The following is a 16,767-nucleotide window of genomic DNA, read 5'->3' as shown; positions in this document are numbered from 1 at the left end:
GCGATGCGTCCCGGCACGCTGTTCTTCGTCATCGGCCCGAGCGGTGCCGGGAAAGACACGCTGATGCTCGGCGCCCGCGAGGCGCTGGAGGCGACGGGGCGCTACGTCTTCGCCAAGCGGGCGATCACGCGGCCCGCGGGTTCGCCCGGAGAGGACCACGAACCGGTATCCGATGCGGAATTCGAGGGCCGCAGGACGGCCGGGGAGTTCCTGATCGATTGGGAGGCCCATGGCCTGCGCTACGGGCTTCCGGCCTCTCTTGAAAGAGAGCTGGCAGCCGGCAGACATGTCGTCGCAAACGGGTCCAGGGCGGTCGTCGCCGCCCTCTCGCGACGCGCCGCTAGGTTGGTCCTGGTGGAGGTGGTCGCGCCTGCGGCCGTCCTGGCCCGGCGTATCGCGGAGCGTGGGCGCGAGGATTCCGGAGCTATCTGCGAAAGGCTCGCGCGCGTCGTCGAACCGCCGCCGGCGGGTGTTCGGCGCGTCGAGGTTCTCAACGACGACACCCCGTCGGTCGGCGTCGAACGCTTCGTGGCCGCAATCGAGAACGCCGCCAACTACCTGACCCTGAAGCGCATGCCCTTCCTGACTGGCAGGCGCTTCTGCGCCTATCTGCCCGTGGGCGGGGCGGTCGATGGACGCGACTATCTCGGGCCGGGCAAGATCGAGCTCTCCAATGGCACCGCAGCCGTTCGCACCGAGGTGCAGGCGGTCGAGCCGTCCGGGTTGCTGGGAGCCGACGAGATCGGCCTCTCGGCCGAAGCTTTCGCCGAATTCGCGATGCCAGAAGGCAGCGAGGTGACGATCCGGCGAACGCCTTCCCCCGAAAGCCGCGAAGCCCTCACCGGTAAGCTCCGTGGCGAGGCGCTCTCCGAGGAGCAGTATCGCCTGCTGATCCGGGATATCGTCGAATCGCGCTATCCCGATGCCGAGGTCGCCGCCTTCCTGGTCGCCGCGACGCAGAAGCTGACCGATCGCGAGGTGGCCGCGCTCGCGCGCGTCCGCACCGGCTTCTCGCAGCGGATCGCCTGGCCTGACCGGATCGTCGTCGACAAGCATTCCATGGGCGGTATTCCCGGCAGCCGCATCACCCTCATCGTCGTCCCGATCATTGCCGCGCACGGCAAGTTCCTGATGCCCAAGACCTCCTCGCGCGCCATCACCTCGGCCGCCGGCACGGCGGACGCCATGGAGGTCGTGGCGAATGTCGAGATCGATCCGGCCGGCTTGCGCCGCTGCCTCGAACAGGCCCGGGCCTGCATCGCCTGGAATGGGCGGCTCAACCATTCCGTCGTCGACGACGTGATGAACGCAATCACGCGGCCGCTCGGCATCGATTCCAATCGCTGGTCGGTCGCCTCGATCCTGTCGAAAAAGTTCACGGCGGGATCGACGAATGTGATCGTCGATCTCCCTTACGGCCCTCGCGCAAAACTCCATTCGCTGGAGGAGGCCACCGAGCTCGCTCGCCTGTTCGAATTCGTCGGGAAGGAACTCGGCCTGGTGGTCGAGGCCTATCCGACCGATGGGAGCAGGCCGATCGGACGCGGCATCGGCCCGGCGCTGGAAGTCCGGGACGTCAGATGGGTCCTGAACCGCGACCCGCAAGCGCCGCCCGATCTGCTGGAGAAGGCCCTGTTCTTCGCCAGCCGCATCCTCGCATGGGATCCCGACATCGGCTCCCCGGAAGCAGGCAGGGAGCGGGCCGTCGCGCTGCTGGAAAGCGGAGCCGCGGCACGGGCCTTCGAGGCGATCATCGATGCCCAGGGCCGGCGCGCGCCGCCGATCGAGCCAGGTCTGCTGGTGCATACAGTGCGCGCCGGGCGCTCCGGGCAGATCGAGGAGATCGACGGCTGGGCGGTGGCCGGCATCGCGCGCCGTGCCGGAGCGCCCTTCGACAAATCCGCCGGGGTCGACCTGAAAATGCGCGTGGGCGAACAGGTCCACGCTGGCGATGCGCTTTTCGCTATTCACGCCTCATCGGCGGCCGATCTCGACGAGGCGAAGCGTCTGGCCGAGGCCGAAGCCTGCTATCTGATCGGCGATTGATCGCCGGCCGCATCGCGCCGCGGCACGAAATCAGCCGTGAACGGGCTCACGGTTCCCTGCCCCGCCCTCTCGAGCGGGGCACGCCGTCGCTCAACCGTGCCCGAGAGCCGGCATGGTGATCGGCCGCGCGAGCCTCGCCTGTGCCGTCAGGCGGATGCCGGCATTGACCGCGCCATAGCCCGCATAACCGTCGCGCTGGACGATCTCGAAGAACAGCCCGCCATCCAGCGTCTGCGTATAGGCCTGCCGGAAGCTGCCGCCGGCATCGCTGTCATGGAGGATGTTCAGCGCCTTGAGCCGGTCGATCTCCTCGGCCGACAGATCGGACCGGGCTTCCAGATCGTCATAGTAGTTCTCGGGGATCGGGAGCATCGCGACGCCATTGGCGATAAGCCGCTCCACCGTCGCCACGATGTCGTTCGTCGCGAAGGCGATGTGCTGCACGCCCGAGCCGAAGAAATCGGTGATGAAACGTGCCGACAGCGTCCGGTGGCTCTGCGAGCCGTTGAGGATGAGCCGCAGGCCATGACCGGGCTCTCCGTCGAGCCCGCTCTCGATCACCTGGCTCTGCACCACGCCGCCGGGATCGAGCACGGCCTGACTCGGCGCCTTCCTCGTGTCGAACAGCGAGGAGTAGAACAGCAGCCAGGTCAGCATCTCCTCGTACTGCATGCTCTGCGAGACATGGTCGACGCCGGTCAGCCCGGCCTCGGCGTCGCTTTCCTCCGTCGCCTCGAAATCGACCTCGGCCCAGCGGCCGAGCGACGAGGTGCGATCGAGGAAATAGACGAGGCTGCCGCCGAGCCCACGCACGGCAGGGATATCGAGTTCGCCCGGCCCGATCGCGCCGGCATGCGGTACGTCGAGCAGCGCCTTCGCACGGGTGATCGCGGCCTGCGCATCCGGCACACGCAGCGCCAGCGCACAGACCGAGGTGCCATGGGTGATCTGGTAGCTATGGGCGAAGCCGTCCGCCTCGCTGTTGAGCACGATGCGAATATCGCCTTGGCGCCAGAGATCGACATCCTTCGAGCGATGCGCACCCTTGCGGCTGAAACCGAGCGCGCGCAGAAGCTTCTCGAAGCCCGGCCGCTCCGCCTCCGAGGCAGCGAATTCGATGAACTCCACCGCCTGGACCGGCCCGGGCGGCGGCATCGGCACCACACCCGGCACGGGCTTGCCGATCTGCCGTGCCGTCTCGTCGAGCAGCCAGATCAGGGAGCGATGCCCGTCGAGCGCCACCGAGCGGGCCGAGCCCGCGCGGAAGCGGTCGTTGAAGATCTCCAGCGAGAGCACGCCGTCATAGCCGGTGGAGACCAGCGCGCGCATGAAGCCGGCGAGGTCGAGCTCGCCCTGGCCCGGCAGGCAGCGCCAGTGCCGGCTCCAGGAGAGGAGGTCCATCTGCAGCAGCGGCGCATCGGCCATCTGCACCATCGAAATCTTATCGCGCGGGATCGTGCCGATGGCGGACAGATCGAGCTTGCGGGACAGGATATGGAAGGAATCGAGCACGATCCCCACCTCGGGCCGATTTGCGCGGCGCACGATCTCCCAGGCATCGCGATAGTCGAAGACGTGCCGTCCCCAGGCCAAAGCCTCGTAGCCGACCTTGAGGCCGCGCCGCCCAGCCCGCTCGCCCAGCTCGGCGAAATCGGCGGCAAGCCGGTCGATGCCGGCCAGCGCTTCCGGCGAGGTGTTGGAGCAGACGAAAAGCAGGTCCGTGCCCAGCTCCTGCAGGAGATCGAACTTGCGCTCGGCCCGGTCGAAGACACGCTGGCGGCGCCCCTCCGGCATGCCCTCGAAATCGCGGAAGGGCTGGCAGGTGACGATCTCGAGGCCGAGATCGGCACAGATGCGGCGTACTTCCGTCGGCGAGCCCGGAAAGGCGATCAGGTCGTTCTCGAAGATCTCGACCGCCGTGAAGCCGGCCGCCGCGATGGCCTCGAGCTTTTCCTGAAGCGTGCCCGAGACACAGACCGTGGCGATTGACGGAATCACAGAATGCCTCCTCCGGCGCGGCTCACGCGGCCTTGGCCAGTGCAGGCGCGACCGTAAAGGGCGCACCGGTCTTGGCCTTGACCTCGTCGAGGGTGACGCCTGGCGCAAGCTCGATGAGGGTCAGGCCGCCGCCATTGGCCTTGTCGCAGGTCATCACGCAGAGATCGGTGATGATCATGTCGACGACGCCGGCGCCGGTCAGCGGCAGCGAGCAACGCTCCAGCACCTTGGATTCGCCCGCCTTGTTGGCGTGGTCCATCACGACGATGACCTTCTTCACGCCGGCGACGAGGTCCATCGCGCCGCCCATGCCCTTCACCATCTTGCCGGGGATCGTCCAGTTGGCGATGTCGCCATTGGCGGCGACTTCCATGGCGCCGAGGATGGTCAGGTCGATATGGCCGCCGCGGATCATCGCGAAGGAATCGGCCGAGGAGAAGAAGCTCGAGCTCGGCAGCACGGTGATGGTCTGCTTGCCGGCATTGATCAGGTCGGGATCGGCCTCACCCTCATAGGGGAAGGGCCCGATGCCGAGCAGGCCGTTCTCGGATTGGAGCGTGACGTCCACACCTGCAGGAATGTAGTTCGCCACCAGCGTCGGGATGCCGATGCCGAGATTGACGTAGAAGCCGTCTTTCAGCTCCTTGGCCGCGCGGGCGGCGACTTCTTCGCGGGTCCAGGCCATCAGGCTGCCTCCCTCTTGCGCTCGGTCAGCTTCTCGATGCGCTTCTCGTTGATCGTGCTCTTGATGACGCGGTCGACATAGATGCCGGGGGTGTGGATCGCCTCTGGATCGAGTGAGCCGACCGGGACGATCTCCTCGACCTCGGCCACCGTCACCTTGCCGGCGGTCGCCATGTTCGGATTGAAGTTCCGCGCGGTCTTTCGATAGACGAGGTTGCCGGCGGTGTCGGCCTTCCAGGCCTTGACGATGGCGAGATCGGCCTTGAGCCAGGTCTCGCGCACATAGAGCTGCCCGTCGAATTCCTCGACCGGCTTGCCCTCGGCGACGACGGTGCCGACGCCCGTCTTGGTGTAGAAGGCGGGGATGCCGGCGCCACCGGCGCGGATGCGCTCGGCCAGAGTGCCCTGCGGATTGAGCTCGAGCTCGAGCTCGCCGGCGAGATATTGCTGCTCGAACAGCTTGTTCTCGCCGACATAGGACGCGATCATCTTCCTGATCTGCCGGGTCTGCAGCAGCATCCACAGGCCGAAGCCGTCGGCGCCGGCATTGTTCGAGATCACGGTCAGGTTCTTCACGCCGGAATCGCGGATCTGCGGGATCAGGCTCTCCGGATTGCCCGACAGGCCGAAGCCGCCGGACATGATCGTCATGCCGTCGAACAGCAGCCCGTCGAGAGCCGCCTTCGGGCCGTCATAGATCTTGTTCGTCATCCATCCCTCGTCATTGTCGCTTGCCGAACTGACGGCAGACTATCCTGTTGTCTCAGACTCGTTCCAGCCCGATTGCGATGCCCTGCCCGACGCCGATGCACATGGTCGCGAGCGCACGGCGCTTGCCGGTCAGCGACAGCTCCAGCGCCGCCGTGCCGGCGATGCGGGCGCCGGACATGCCAAGCGGATGGCCGAGCGCGATCGCGCCGCCATTCGGGTTCACATGGGCACCATCCTCGGGGATGCCGAGATCGCGCAGCACGGCGATACCCTGGCTCGCGAAGGCCTCGTTGAGCTCGACGATGTCGAAATCCGTGGGCTTCAGGCCGAGGCGCGCGCAGAGCTTGCGGGTCGCGGGAATCGGCCCCAGCCCCATCACGCGCGGCGCGACGCCGCCCGCAGCGCCGCCGACGATCCGCGCCAGCGGGGTCAGGCCATACTTCGCCGCCGCCTTCTCGGAAGCGATGATGAGAGCCGCCGCGCCGTCGTTGACGCCTGAGGCATTGCCGGCCGTGACGGTGCCGCCTTCCTTACGGAAGGGCGTCGGCAGCTTGGCGAGCTTCTCCAGCGTGGTGTCGCCGCGCGGATGCTCGTCGACCTCGACGCGGATGGGGTCGCCCTTCCGCTGCGGGATCGAAACCGCGACGATCTCCTTGGCAAGCCGGCCGTTCTGCTGCGCGGCCACGGCCTTCTGCTGCGAACGGACAGCGAAGGCATCCTGATCGGCGCGGCTGATGTTGCAATCGGCCGCGACGTTCTCGCCGGTTTCCGGCATGGAATCAACGCCGTACTGTGCCTTCATCAACGGATTGATGAAGCGCCAGCCGATAGTGGTGTCATGGATCTCGGCATGGCGCGAGAAGGCGCTGTCGGCCTTGGGCAACACGAAGGGGGCGCGCGACATGCTCTCGACGCCACCCGCGATCATCAATTCGGCCTCGCCTGCCTTGATCGCGCGGGCCGCGGTGATGACGGCGTCCATGCCCGAGCCGCAGAGCCGGTTCATCGTCGTGCCCGGCACCTCCTTGGGCAGGCCCGCAAGCAGCAGCGACATGCGCGCGACATTACGGTTGTCCTCGCCCGCCTGGTTGGCGCAGCCGAAGATCACATCGTCAACGGCAGCGAAATCGACGCCCGCATGACGCTCGACCAGGGCCTTCAGCGGCACCGCACCGAGATCGTCCGCCCGCACCGAGGATAGCGACCCGCCGAAACGACCGATGGGCGTGCGGACATAGGCACAGATGAAGGCTTCGCTCATGTCGTCGTTGCTCTGCTTGCTGTCTGTTCGGGTCGGGAGGACGGCCGGAAGCCGCCCTCAGATATCGAAGAAGACCGTCTCGTTCTCGCCCTGCAGGCGGATGTCGAAGGTATAGACCGGCATGCCGTCCTCGTCGTCGCCGCGCGTCGCGATCAGCGTCGGCACGCGCAGGCGGTGCTCGATGCGGGCGAGAAGTGGATCGGCCGCATTGGCCTGTTCCTCATCGCCGAAATAGAGCCGCGTATGCAGGCCGATATTGATGCCGCGCGCCACGATCCAGAAGGTGATGTGCGGCGCCATCGGGCGACCGTCGAAATAGGGGACGATGCCCGGCTTGATCGTCTCGAAGCGATAGACGCCGGTGTTGCCGTCGAGCGGCTGGCGGAACCAGCCGGGAAAATGCGGATCGGCCTCGCCCCGGCGCTCGCCGGAGCCGGGATAGAGCCCCTGCGCATCGGCCTGCCAGATCTCGATCAGCGCGTCCTTGATCGGCGCCCCCGTCCCGTCGAAGACGCGGCCGGTGACGACAATGCGCTCACCCTTCACCTCCGGCGACAGCGGCAGCGAGCCGAGATCATGCGGAAAGATGCCCTCGATGCCGGAGAAGTTCGGCGTCGCGCCGATATGGATGTAGGGCCCCGCCGTCTGCGACGGGCTTTCCTTGAGACGGCGCAGAGACTGGACCATCAGTTCCCCTCCATCCGGTTCTCGAACAGGGTCGAGCGCCGGCCACGCAGCACGATATCGAATTTGTAGGCCATCGTGTCCATCGGCAAGGTCGCCTCGCGGTCGAGCCCTGCGACGAGTTGCTCCACCGCCTCGCGGCTCGGGATGCCCATCACGATCGGGCACTGCCAGATCATCGGGTCGCCCTCGAAATACATCTGGGTGATCAGCCGCTGCGCGAAGGCATGGCCGAAAACCGAGAAATGGATGTGCGCCGGGCGCCAATCATTGACCCCGTTCGGCCAGGGATAGGGGCCGGGCTTGATGGTGCGGAACCAATAGCGGCCCTCGTCATCGGTGATGGTGCGCCCGCAGCCGCCGAAATTCGGGTCGATGGCGGCGAGATAGCTTTCCTTCTTGTGGCGGTAGCGGCCGCCGGCATTGGCCTGCCAGAACTCGACAAGCGCGCCGCGCACCGGCCTCGCATCCTCATCCAGCACCTGGCCGTGCACGATGATGCGCGGGCCGATCGGCTCACCGGTCTGGACGTAGTTGAGGATCAGGTCGTTATCGAGCGGCCCGAGCATGTTGTGGCCGAAGACCGGCCCGGTCATCTCGGAGAGCGTATTGCCGAGCGACAGCAGCGCGTTCTTCGGCGAGCGCAGCACGGAGGTCTTGTAATCGGGCGTGAAGGCCGGCGGGTGCCAGCTTCGATCACGCTGGTAGAACGAACCGCCCTGATGGCTCGAATTCTCGTTGCGCATTTGCGGCGCCTCCCTCCGTCGGAGCCTGTCTCGTCAAGCTGAAAGCCAGATTGCGACGAGATCGGCCCACTGTTCTTGATCTTGCTCAATTCAAGGCTTTGCCACGCCCAAGCTGCTGCTCACCGAACGGCCGGAGCGTGGCAGCCGGGCTCAGTCCGCCTTCTCGTTCTCCATCTCCGCATAGACCGCCTTGGCGATCTTGAAAGCGTGATTGGCAGCCGGCACGCCGGCATAGATCGCCACATGCAGCAGCGCTTCCTTGATGTCGTCCATGCTGGCGCCGGTATTGCGCGTGGCCCGGACATGCATCGCGACCTCGTCATGGTGGCCGAGCGCGGCGAGCAGAGCGATGGTCAGCATCGAGCGCTCGCGCTTGCTGATCCTGTCGCCCGACCAGACCGTACCCCAGGCGCTTTCCGTGATCAGCGTCTGGAAGTCTTCGGTGAAGGCGTCGGTATTGGCGACGGCGGCGTCGACATAGCGCTCGCCGAGCACTTTGCGGCGGGTCGCCATGCCCTGTTTGAAACGATCCGATACGTCAGCCACGTCCGTGCTTCTCCAGATGTCCGGTCACCAGCGCGAGCAGCCGGGCGGGCTGCTCCACCGGGGGAATGTGTCCGCAGCCCTCGATCAGCGCGAAGCCCGCGCCCGGAATGCGCTGCGCCATCGCCCGAACCAGATCGGGCGGCGTCGAGAGGTCGCCATCGCCGGCCACGGCCAGCGTCGGCACCGTGATAGCGCCTATGGCGGCGGTCAGATCGGCCTGGCTCAGCGCCTGGCAGGTCGCGATATAGCCATCGGCAGGCTGGCGGAGCAGCGCATTGCGCCAGCCGGCGAGATCATCCGGCCGCTCGGCATGGAAGGCAGGAGTGAACCAGCGCTCCATGACGGGATCGGCGATGGCGGCGAGTCCGCCTTGGCGGACCACCTCGATGCGCGCATTCCAGCTTTCGGCCGTACCGACCTTCGCGGCGGTATCGGCGAGCACCAGTGCCGAAAGGCGCTCCGGCGCCCGCACCGCCAGATCCTGCCCGATCAGCCCGCCGATCGAGAGACCGACCAGAGCGAAGCGCTCAAGCCCGATATGGTCGGCAAGCCCGATCAGGTCATCGGTGAAGTCGGCAATCGCATAAGGCCCCGGTGGTACGTCCGAGAGGCCATGGCCGCGCTTGTCATAGACGATGACGCGCCAGTCGCGAGACAACGCCGCGACGACCTCGTCCCAGATTCGGAAATCCGTGCCGAGCGAATTGACCAGCACAACGGCCGGCGCCGCGCGCGAGCCGCTGTCGCGCCAGTGCACGAGCTTGCCGTCGATGCGAGTGAAAGCCATGGAAGACGTCTTACCCCGAATACGAGGCCATCATGAGCGATTTGGATGCTCATGTTAAATGGCATTATCGCCAGTCAACATAACCCTGTGGTTATTTTAACTGGCGATCAAATGCTCCTCCGACTCCGTCTGGTTATGACTGGCGTCGTCGGCGCCCGCCGAGGCAGGCTGCGGCGCGAGCTGCGTGCCGCCGCAGACATGGATGACGTCGCCCGTGATGAAACTCGCGCGCGGCGAGGCCAGAAAGGCGATCGCGCCGGCGACATCCTCGGCGGTCCCGAGCCGGCCAAGCGGCGACATCTTGCGGAAGGAAGCGGCCAGCCCCGTGTTCTCCTTCACGATCTTGTCGTTGAAGGGGGTGTTGAGGAAGCTCGGCGCCACCGCGTTGACGCGGATATTGTCGGGGCCGAGCTGCACGGCGAGCACGCGGGTGAGACCGATTAGCCCCGATTTGCTGGAGGTATAGGCGACGCCGGTGCCGGCGAGATAGACCCGCGAGGCGACATTGACGATGCTGCCACCGCCGCTCCCCTTCATCAAGGGCTGCGCCGCCTGGGCGAGCAGCATCGGCACGGTCAGGTTGAGCGCGAGCACCGCGTTCCAGACCGACAGCTCGACGCTGTCGATGCGCGGAGCTCCGGTCATGCCGGCATTGTTGACGAGGCAGTCGAGCCGCCCGAAGCGCTCCGCCACGCTGTCGATCAGGCGTTGCGAAGCCCCCTCCTCCAGCAGATCGACAGGCTCGGCGACGGATTCGCCGCCATTGCGGCAGATCTCGTCGCAGATCGCTTGCGTCCGTTCGAGGGCGCGATCCGCCAGCACGACGCGAAAACCATCCTCGGCCAGCATCCGCGCGGCGGCGGCCCCGACGGCGCCGGCGCCGCCGGTGACAAGAGCAAGCTTCATCGCCGTACCTCTTATTTCTGCTGCCAGGGCATGAGCCGGCGCTGCAGCCATTGCAGCGCATAGGTCAGCAGCACGCCGAGGATCATGACGACGACGAGGCCGGCATACATCTTCTCGGGGTTGAGGACCTCCCAGTAATAGAAGGTCATGTAGCCGACGCCCTGCTTGGCGCGGACGAACTCGACCGAGATGATCACGATCATCGCCGTGCCCAGCGCGATGCGCAGGCCGGAGAAGATCACCGGCATGGCGCCGGGCAGGATGACGTGGCGCAGCATCGACCAGCCCTTGGCGCCGTAGTTCTTGCCCGCCATCAGGTAGACCTTGTCGATGCCGCGCACCGCCGCCATCGTGTTGATCGCCATCAGGATGAAGACGGACAGCGCCACCACGAGGATCTTCGGCGCCTCACCGAAGGGGTCGGCGAACATCAGCATCACGATCGGGAAGATCGCGATCTTGGGCAGCACATAGATCGCCGAGAGCGTCGTATCGAGCATCAGCCTGACCGTCTGGTTCAGGCCCATGACCACACCGAGCAAAACGCCCGGAATGGCGCCGAGCACGAAGCCGACGAGGACGCGCGCCACCGTCGCGAAGACATGGCTCTCGGCCACCAGCTTCCAGACGCCGGCCCAGCCCTCGCTATTGAAGGCTTCCGGCATCAACCAGGGCCGGCCGAGCAGGGTCGTGCCGGAGAAGCGATCGTAGCGGGTGCTCAGGTCCCAGAGCGCCGAACCGATCCGGCTCGGCGGCGGGAACCAGGTCGGGTTGATGAAGCCGCTATCGGCAGCGAGCTCCCAGAGCACCAGGACGAGGAGCGGAAAGCCCAGCGCCAGCGTGCGCTCATAGGCGCCCCTGCCCTTCACCGGCACCAGCCGGCCGATACGCTCGCAAGCCAGCACCAACAGGACGAAGCTCGCCCCGATCGCCGGCCAGGCAAAATCGCTCCACAGCCCGACGATCGCGAGCGCGGCATTGAGCGCCACGCCTGCGGCGAGCAGGAGAAGGATGGCGCGCGCATCGTTGTTGGCCGCCGGAGAGCCCTTCACAGGCGTCCGGTCGTCACTCGCCGTGATGCCTTCGGTGGATGCGATCGTCATGGCCGTGCCTCCATGGCGCGCGTCACCTCGGCGCTGAGCTTCTCCCAGATCTCGGCCCGGTATTCGGCAAAGCGCGGCGAGTTCTGCATCGCGATGGTGCGCGGGCGCGGCAGGTCGATCTTGAAGGTGGCGAGGTGCCGGCCGGGCTGGGCACTCATCAGGATGACGCGGTCGCCGAGCAGCACGGCCTCGTCGAGGCTATGGGTGATGTAGAGCACGGTCTTCCGGGTCTCTTCCCAGATCCGCAGCAGCTCCTCTTGGATGACGACGCGAGTCTGGGCATCGAGCGCGCCGAGCGGCTCGTCCATCAGCAGCACCTCGGGATCGTTGGCAAGCGCCCGGATGATGCTGACCCGCTGCTTCATGCCGCCCGAGATCTGGTGCGGGTAGTACTCGGAAAACTTGCCCAGGCCCACGCGGTCGAGCCAGTAGCGCGCGGTGTCGAGCCGTTCCTTGCGACCGATACCGCGCATCTGCGGGCCGAAGGCGACGTTCTCGATCAGCGTCTTCCAGGGAAAGATCGCGTATTCCTGGAAGACGACGCTGTTGAGCGGCTTAGCCCTCTCCTGGCCGGGACGGATGTCGATCGAGCCCAGCGAGATCGATTCCAGCCCCGCCACCATCCGCAGGAAGGTCGACTTGCCGCAGCCAGAGGGGCCGACGATGCAGACGAATTCGCCGTCGGCCACGTCGAGGGAGAAATCCTCCAGCGCGACCATGGTGCCGTCGGCCGTGGGATAGTGTTTGCTGACATTGCGCGCGCCGATCTTCGGCGCGGCGATGGCCTGCATGGCGGCGGCATTCATCGGCCGACCCTCCGGGCTCGTTGTTGTTGCATCGATCCTGTCCGAGAACCGCGGTTCAAACGGGCCGGCACGAGCCGGCCCGGCCGCCTCACTTGGCCGGAGCGGCCTTGCCGAGAATCTCGACGGCCTTGGCGACGAAACGGCCATCGATCACCTTCGCCATGTCGAGCGGCTTGTCGTATTCGGTGCGACCGTTCTCACGGTGCACGCGCTCGATATCGGCGAGGCCGTCGGTGGGGATCGCCATATTGGGATCGAAGATCACCGAGCCGCCGTTCTTGATCGCCTCGGGCGTCGAGGCGGTATATTTCAGGTAGCCGTCCATATTGGGCTGGGCGAGGAAGTCGGCGCCCTGCATCAGCCGCGCGGCTTCCGTCATCGCCAGCACGAAGCGTTCGGCCACCTCCGGCCGGTCCTTGATGAACTTGCCCGAGGCGACGAAGGCGACCGTCATCAGGCCGGGCGTGATGTCCTGCATCAGGAGCTTGCCGGTGCCCGCCTTCAGGATCTGGTCGGAATAGGGCGAGGAGGTCAGCACCGCATCGACCGACTTCGCTTCCATCGCCGCCGGCATGTCGGCATTGCCGACATTCAGGAGCTGCGCGTCGCGCAAGGTCAGCTTGGCGCTCTCCAGCGCCTTGCTGACGAAATACTCGCCGCCGCTGCCCGGCCCGCCGGCCGCCGCGATGCGCTTGCCCTTGAGGTCGGCGACCGACTTCACCGCGCCGGAATCGAGCAGGTCCTTGCGGACGATCAGCTTGGTCGGGCCGTCGGTCATCGGATCGAGCCCGCCCGGCGCGATCACGCGGATATCGAGGCCGCGATTCCACGCCGACCAGAGCGAGGCGACGATCGAGATGCCGCCGACATCGACGGAGCCCTTGTCGAGGAAGGCGATCGCCTCGGTGCCGGATTTGACGCTGTCGAGCTGGACGTTGAGCCCGTATTTCTTGAAGAGCCCGCGCGACTCCGCAACATAGGCGGTGGCGAACTTCATGATCGGGACATAGGCGACACGCACGGATTGGGGCGGGTCGAGCGGCTTCGGCGCGGGTGCCTGGGCCAAGGCCGGCGAGCCGGCGAAACCAAAGACCATGGCGACGCAGGCGCTACGCCAGCGAGCAAAACCTTCGAACATCCGTTCCTCCCTTTGGGGACGGCTGCCTGCCGCCTTCCCGTTCGTGTCACGTCTGCGGGCTTCTTCGGCCCGCTCATCCGCTTTCGTCAACCATCCTGAGCGGCGGAAGGCCGTCGTCTCCTAGCTTACAAGCTCCGACACCGCGCTGAGATAGGCTCCCTGAGCTGTAAGGCCCGCCTGCAATTCCGCGATCGGCACCTGCGCCGGCGTCACGCCCCGGTCGGCGGCGATGGCGGCGGCGACGCCCGCCGCATGGCCGGTCAGCCAGCATTGCGGGATCTCGCGCATGAAAGAATGGCTGGTGGCATCGCAGGAGAGATGCCGGCCAGGCGCCAGCAGACCGTCGATCTCGCGCGGCACGATGGAACCGTAGGGAACCGAGATGTTCGCGAATTTCGGTGCGAGCGAGGGCGAGACGCCGATCTCGTCCGGCGCCGTGCTGCCATCCCAGTTCTCGCGGGTGAGCTTGCCCAGCCCCTTGAGGCGCCGGCCGTGCCGGACGCCGAGCTGCGGCGCCGACAACATGATGAAGGCGTCCGAAAAGCCCGGGGCATGGGCGCGGTAGAAGGCGAGATGCTCCAGCATCAGCTGGTGGCTCCTGATCTCGACCTCGGAGAGGTCCTCGACCTTGAGCGCCGAATAGCCGGCAAGCCGCGGCCCCATGAAGACGGCGATATCGTCCCGCCACGACACCGAGGGCTTGTCGAAGAAGCGCATCGCCTCGCGACCCCGTGCCATGAATTGCGAGAACTGCTCCGGCATCTCGGCCCGGAAACGCAGGAAGGCCTTCATGTCGACGCCCGCAAACAGCCAGGAGGTGTTCATGCAGCCATGGATGTCGCGGATATCGACCTCGGTGTCGAAGCCGGAGCCGGCGCCGGCATAGAGATCGCCATCGCCCGTCGCGTCGATCGTCACCCGGGCGAGGATCGCGCGCCGGCCCTCCTTGCTCTCGAAGGTGCAACCGGCGACGCGCCGCCCTTCCATCAGCGGACTCGCACCCCAGGCATGGAAGATCGGATGCACGCCGGCCTCCAGCACCATGGCCAGCGATTCCGCCTTGAGCCATTCCGGATCCAGCGTCGGCGCATGAGTGACGGTGTTGTTGAACGCCGCGTTGCGCTGCCCCCAATAGGCGACGCGCTCCGGGTCATGCGAGCCCCATTCCTGCGGCTCCGGCCCGGCGATCTTGTCGCGGGTCAGGCGTGACAGCAATTCCTCGGCGAAACCGCGAATGACGTGCCGGCCCTGCCAGTCGCTCATCCGGTCGATCCAGATGACGAGGCCGCCGGTCGAAAGGCCGCCAAGATGGTTGTAGCGCTCCAGCAGCACCACATCGGCACCGCGCCGGGCGGCGGCAACGGCAGCCGCCGTGCCGGCAGGCCCGCCGCCGACGACCAGCACGTCGCATTCGGTATGAACAGGCAGTTCGCGCGCCGGCTCTGTGATCGTCTTGTTCGAGAGCCTGCGGCGCTCGAACTTCTCCGTATCGAAGGTCTCGGAGCGGAAGAACAGCCGTCCTCCCTCGCCTTCCATCGAACCCATGATGCGTTTCCTCGGGCTTCGAGGCCGGGCCTTTCCGCACCCGCTTGGGGCGTGAGGGAGGCTCGGCGGCAGTTTCTTGCAAGGAGGATAGTCAAGCCGAACAACGCTGTTCAAATGAATTTGGGAGGCCTATTCATGAGCAATATTGCTCAATCGGGAGCCACATGATGGACGTCGCCGGGCTCGAGGCTTTCATCCAGATTGCCGAATTCGGCAGCTTCCGGCGCGCCGCCGAAGCGATGCGCCTGTCGCAGACGGCACTCAGCCACCGCATCCGCAAGCTCGAGGAGGATGTCGGCGTCACGCTGTTCCAGCGCACGACGCGCAGCCTCGCCTTGACGCGAGCGGGACAGGCGTTCTTCCCGGAGGCGCGCGACGCGCTGCTGCGGCTCAGCAATCTCTACGACAATCTCAAGCGCGAGGGCCGGCAGTCGCAGGAGAAGGTCTCGGTCGGCTGCCTCGGCTCGCTCGGCGAGCATTTCCTGCCGGACGTCCTGCGCGAATTCCGCCAGCGCTACCCGCATGTCTCGGTGACGGTCTTCGACGAACCGGCCGCGGCTTTGCGCGAGCGCGTCTCCTCGGGCGAGGCCCAGTTCGCCCTGACCATCCTCGGCGCGCAGCTCTGGACCCAGAAGTCCCGCGCCCTGTTCGAGGAGGACTTCGTCGCGGCGGTGCCCGCCAGCCATCCGCTGGCGGAACGCGAGGCGCTGACCTGGGCAGATCTCGTCGGCTATCCGCTGGCCCGCGTCGCCACCACGACGAGCCACGGCTTCATGCTGAGCGAAAGCCTCGGCACCTTCGGCGAGAGGCTCGACTGGGCCTATGAGGTCCAGCGCGTCAACATGGCGGTCTGCTTCGTCGCCAACGGCATTGCCGTCACCGTGCTGCCGCGCCTGGCGATCCCGCCGAGCCCGAACCTGCGCATCCTGCCGATCACCGCGCCATCGATCCGGCGCACGGTCGGCATCATCGCGCGCGACGGCGTACCGCTGCCCCGCCCGGCGCAGCATCTGCAACGCATGCTGCTGCACGCAATCGCCCGCCATCCCAAGGGAATTCCCTCCGGTGAGGCTCAGGCCTCCGGTCGGGACAAGGCAACGACGCGGGGAAGCTCCTCCCTGTCGAGCAGATAGGCAAGGTCGTAGGCGGTCCAGCCCGCCCGCCCCGGCGCCAGCTCCTGCGCGTCGAGCACAGGCTCGAGCACGCCGGCGATATCCGCGAGCCGGTTCCGGTCGTAGCATTCGATCATGATCGCCCCGCCATCGGCATAAGCGGCAACGCCGGCCGCCGGCACCGTGAACGGCACGGGCGCGACCGCCGGGTCCTTCTGCAGGACATGGACCGCGCTCGCCGCCGTCTCGCGCAGGACATGGTCCGCGATCGCGCCCCAAGCGCCCTCAGTGGCTGAGACATCCGCGAAGGTCGTCGCCATCAGCGCGCTGCCGACGCCGCCGCCGCGGCTCAGTACCGCAAGATGGCCCACACGGAAAAAACCGCGGAAGGACGGGCGCATGCTGCGCGACCACGGCGTCGGGGTCTCCAGCAGCTTCCGATAGGGCGCGCTCGCCAGCACCGCGTTGTCTTCGAGCTCGTAGAGCGTCAGGAATTCCGGCAACGGCCCCTCGCCGCGATGATAGCGGCGGGCGCGCAGCATGCCGGGGATCGCGAGCCGCTCGGGAACATGCTCTCGCGTATGCCAGAGATCGTATTCCGCGCGCCGGTCCGGATCGACCCCATTCCAGAGCGAAAGCAGCCCGCGCCCTTTCAGCATCGTCCCGCCCCGCCTTGGCCAGCCCCGTCCGCGCC

Annotated in this window: 16 protein-coding genes; 2 read left to right on the top strand and 14 right to left on the bottom strand. The window is 66.7% G+C overall.

The window, feature by feature from the left end; all coding sequences use genetic code 11:
- Window positions 1–3 precede the first annotated feature (3 nt).
- The gene (phnN, locus tag GY40_RS19510; RefSeq protein ID WP_038365676.1) at window positions 4–2,046 is read left to right on the top strand and encodes a phosphonate metabolism protein/1,5-bisphosphokinase (PRPP-forming) PhnN; all 2,043 of its coding nucleotides are present in this window, start codon (window positions 4–6) and stop codon (window positions 2,044–2,046) included.
- Window positions 2,047–2,136: 90 nt separating this feature from the next.
- Here the strand turns inward: phnN and GY40_RS19505 are convergent, their stop codons facing one another.
- The 13 genes from GY40_RS19505 to GY40_RS19445 all read right to left on the bottom strand — a co-directional run bounded on the left by GY40_RS19505 (window position 2,137) and on the right by GY40_RS19445 (window position 14,961).
- Window positions 2,137–4,044 carry a bifunctional sugar phosphate isomerase/epimerase/4-hydroxyphenylpyruvate dioxygenase family protein gene (locus GY40_RS19505; protein WP_038365675.1) on the bottom strand — a complete coding sequence of 636 codons (1,908 nt, stop codon included), beginning with the start codon at window positions 4,042–4,044 and terminating at the stop codon, window positions 2,137–2,139.
- Window positions 4,045–4,066: 22 nt separating this feature from the next.
- Window positions 4,067–4,729 (bottom strand): 3-oxoacid CoA-transferase subunit B, encoded by a 663-nt coding sequence (locus GY40_RS19500; protein ID WP_038365674.1) that lies wholly within the window; start codon window positions 4,727–4,729, stop codon window positions 4,067–4,069.
- Window positions 4,729–5,439, bottom strand: coding sequence for a CoA transferase subunit A (locus GY40_RS19495; RefSeq protein WP_038365673.1), 711 nt, complete (start codon window positions 5,437–5,439; stop codon window positions 4,729–4,731). Before GY40_RS19495 ends, GY40_RS19500 begins: the two co-directional genes overlap by 1 nt.
- A gap of 52 nt (window positions 5,440–5,491) precedes the next feature.
- On the bottom strand, window positions 5,492–6,700 hold the full coding sequence (pcaF, locus tag GY40_RS19490; RefSeq protein ID WP_038365672.1) for a 3-oxoadipyl-CoA thiolase: 1,209 nt from the start codon (window positions 6,698–6,700) through the stop codon (window positions 5,492–5,494).
- 57 nt (window positions 6,701–6,757) lie between these two features.
- Window positions 6,758–7,387 carry a protocatechuate 3,4-dioxygenase subunit alpha gene (gene pcaG, locus GY40_RS19485; protein WP_038365671.1) on the bottom strand — a complete coding sequence of 210 codons (630 nt, stop codon included), beginning with the start codon at window positions 7,385–7,387 and terminating at the stop codon, window positions 6,758–6,760.
- A complete protein-coding gene (pcaH, locus tag GY40_RS19480; RefSeq protein WP_038365669.1) occupies window positions 7,387–8,130 on the bottom strand; it encodes a protocatechuate 3,4-dioxygenase subunit beta in 744 nt (247 codons plus the stop codon). Before pcaH ends, pcaG begins: the two co-directional genes overlap by 1 nt.
- Window positions 8,131–8,280: 150 nt before the next feature.
- The gene (gene pcaC / locus GY40_RS19475; RefSeq protein ID WP_038365667.1) at window positions 8,281–8,676 is read right to left on the bottom strand and encodes a 4-carboxymuconolactone decarboxylase; all 396 of its coding nucleotides are present in this window, start codon (window positions 8,674–8,676) and stop codon (window positions 8,281–8,283) included.
- Window positions 8,669–9,463: a 3-oxoadipate enol-lactonase gene (gene pcaD, locus GY40_RS19470; protein ID WP_038365665.1), complete on the bottom strand. Its 795-nt coding sequence runs from the start codon at window positions 9,461–9,463 to the stop codon at window positions 8,669–8,671. Before pcaD ends, pcaC begins: the two co-directional genes overlap by 8 nt.
- A 96-nt stretch (window positions 9,464–9,559) precedes the next feature.
- Window positions 9,560–10,369, bottom strand: coding sequence for an SDR family NAD(P)-dependent oxidoreductase (locus tag GY40_RS19465; RefSeq protein ID WP_051988294.1), 810 nt, complete (start codon window positions 10,367–10,369; stop codon window positions 9,560–9,562).
- 11 nt (window positions 10,370–10,380) lie between these two features.
- The gene (locus tag GY40_RS19460) at window positions 10,381–11,472 is read right to left on the bottom strand and encodes an ABC transporter permease (RefSeq protein ID WP_038365663.1); all 1,092 of its coding nucleotides are present in this window, start codon (window positions 11,470–11,472) and stop codon (window positions 10,381–10,383) included.
- On the bottom strand, window positions 11,469–12,278 hold the full coding sequence (locus GY40_RS19455) for an ABC transporter ATP-binding protein (protein WP_248311223.1): 810 nt from the start codon (window positions 12,276–12,278) through the stop codon (window positions 11,469–11,471). The genes GY40_RS19460 and GY40_RS19455 overlap by 4 nt, the downstream gene beginning before the upstream one ends.
- 88 nt (window positions 12,279–12,366) lie before the next feature.
- Window positions 12,367–13,416 (bottom strand): ABC transporter substrate-binding protein, encoded by a 1,050-nt coding sequence (locus GY40_RS19450; RefSeq protein ID WP_038365661.1) that lies wholly within the window; start codon window positions 13,414–13,416, stop codon window positions 12,367–12,369.
- Window positions 13,417–13,536: 120 nt separating this feature from the next.
- Window positions 13,537–14,961 (bottom strand): FAD-dependent oxidoreductase, encoded by a 1,425-nt coding sequence (locus GY40_RS19445; RefSeq protein WP_038365660.1) that lies wholly within the window; start codon window positions 14,959–14,961, stop codon window positions 13,537–13,539.
- Between the two features lie 164 nt (window positions 14,962–15,125).
- Here GY40_RS19445 and GY40_RS19440 point away from each other — a divergent pair, with 164 nt between their 5' ends.
- The gene (locus GY40_RS19440; RefSeq protein WP_081925534.1) at window positions 15,126–16,094 is read left to right on the top strand and encodes a LysR family transcriptional regulator; all 969 of its coding nucleotides are present in this window, start codon (window positions 15,126–15,128) and stop codon (window positions 16,092–16,094) included.
- On the opposite strand, the gene GY40_RS26690 is transcribed toward GY40_RS19440, so the two are convergent.
- A complete protein-coding gene (locus tag GY40_RS26690; RefSeq protein WP_051988293.1) occupies window positions 16,034–16,732 on the bottom strand; it encodes a hypothetical protein in 699 nt (232 codons plus the stop codon). The two genes, GY40_RS19440 and GY40_RS26690, sit on opposite strands and share 61 nt — an antisense overlap.
- Window positions 16,733–16,767: the final 35 nt, after the last annotated feature.

Origin of the sequence: Allobosea sp. UNC402CLCol, assembly GCF_000745475.1 — a bacterium.
Classification (GTDB): domain Bacteria; phylum Pseudomonadota; class Alphaproteobacteria; order Rhizobiales; family Beijerinckiaceae; genus Allobosea; species Allobosea spartocytisi.
The sequence above is the reverse complement of the archived record's forward strand: the minus strand, read 5'-3'. Positions and strand labels throughout refer to the sequence as shown.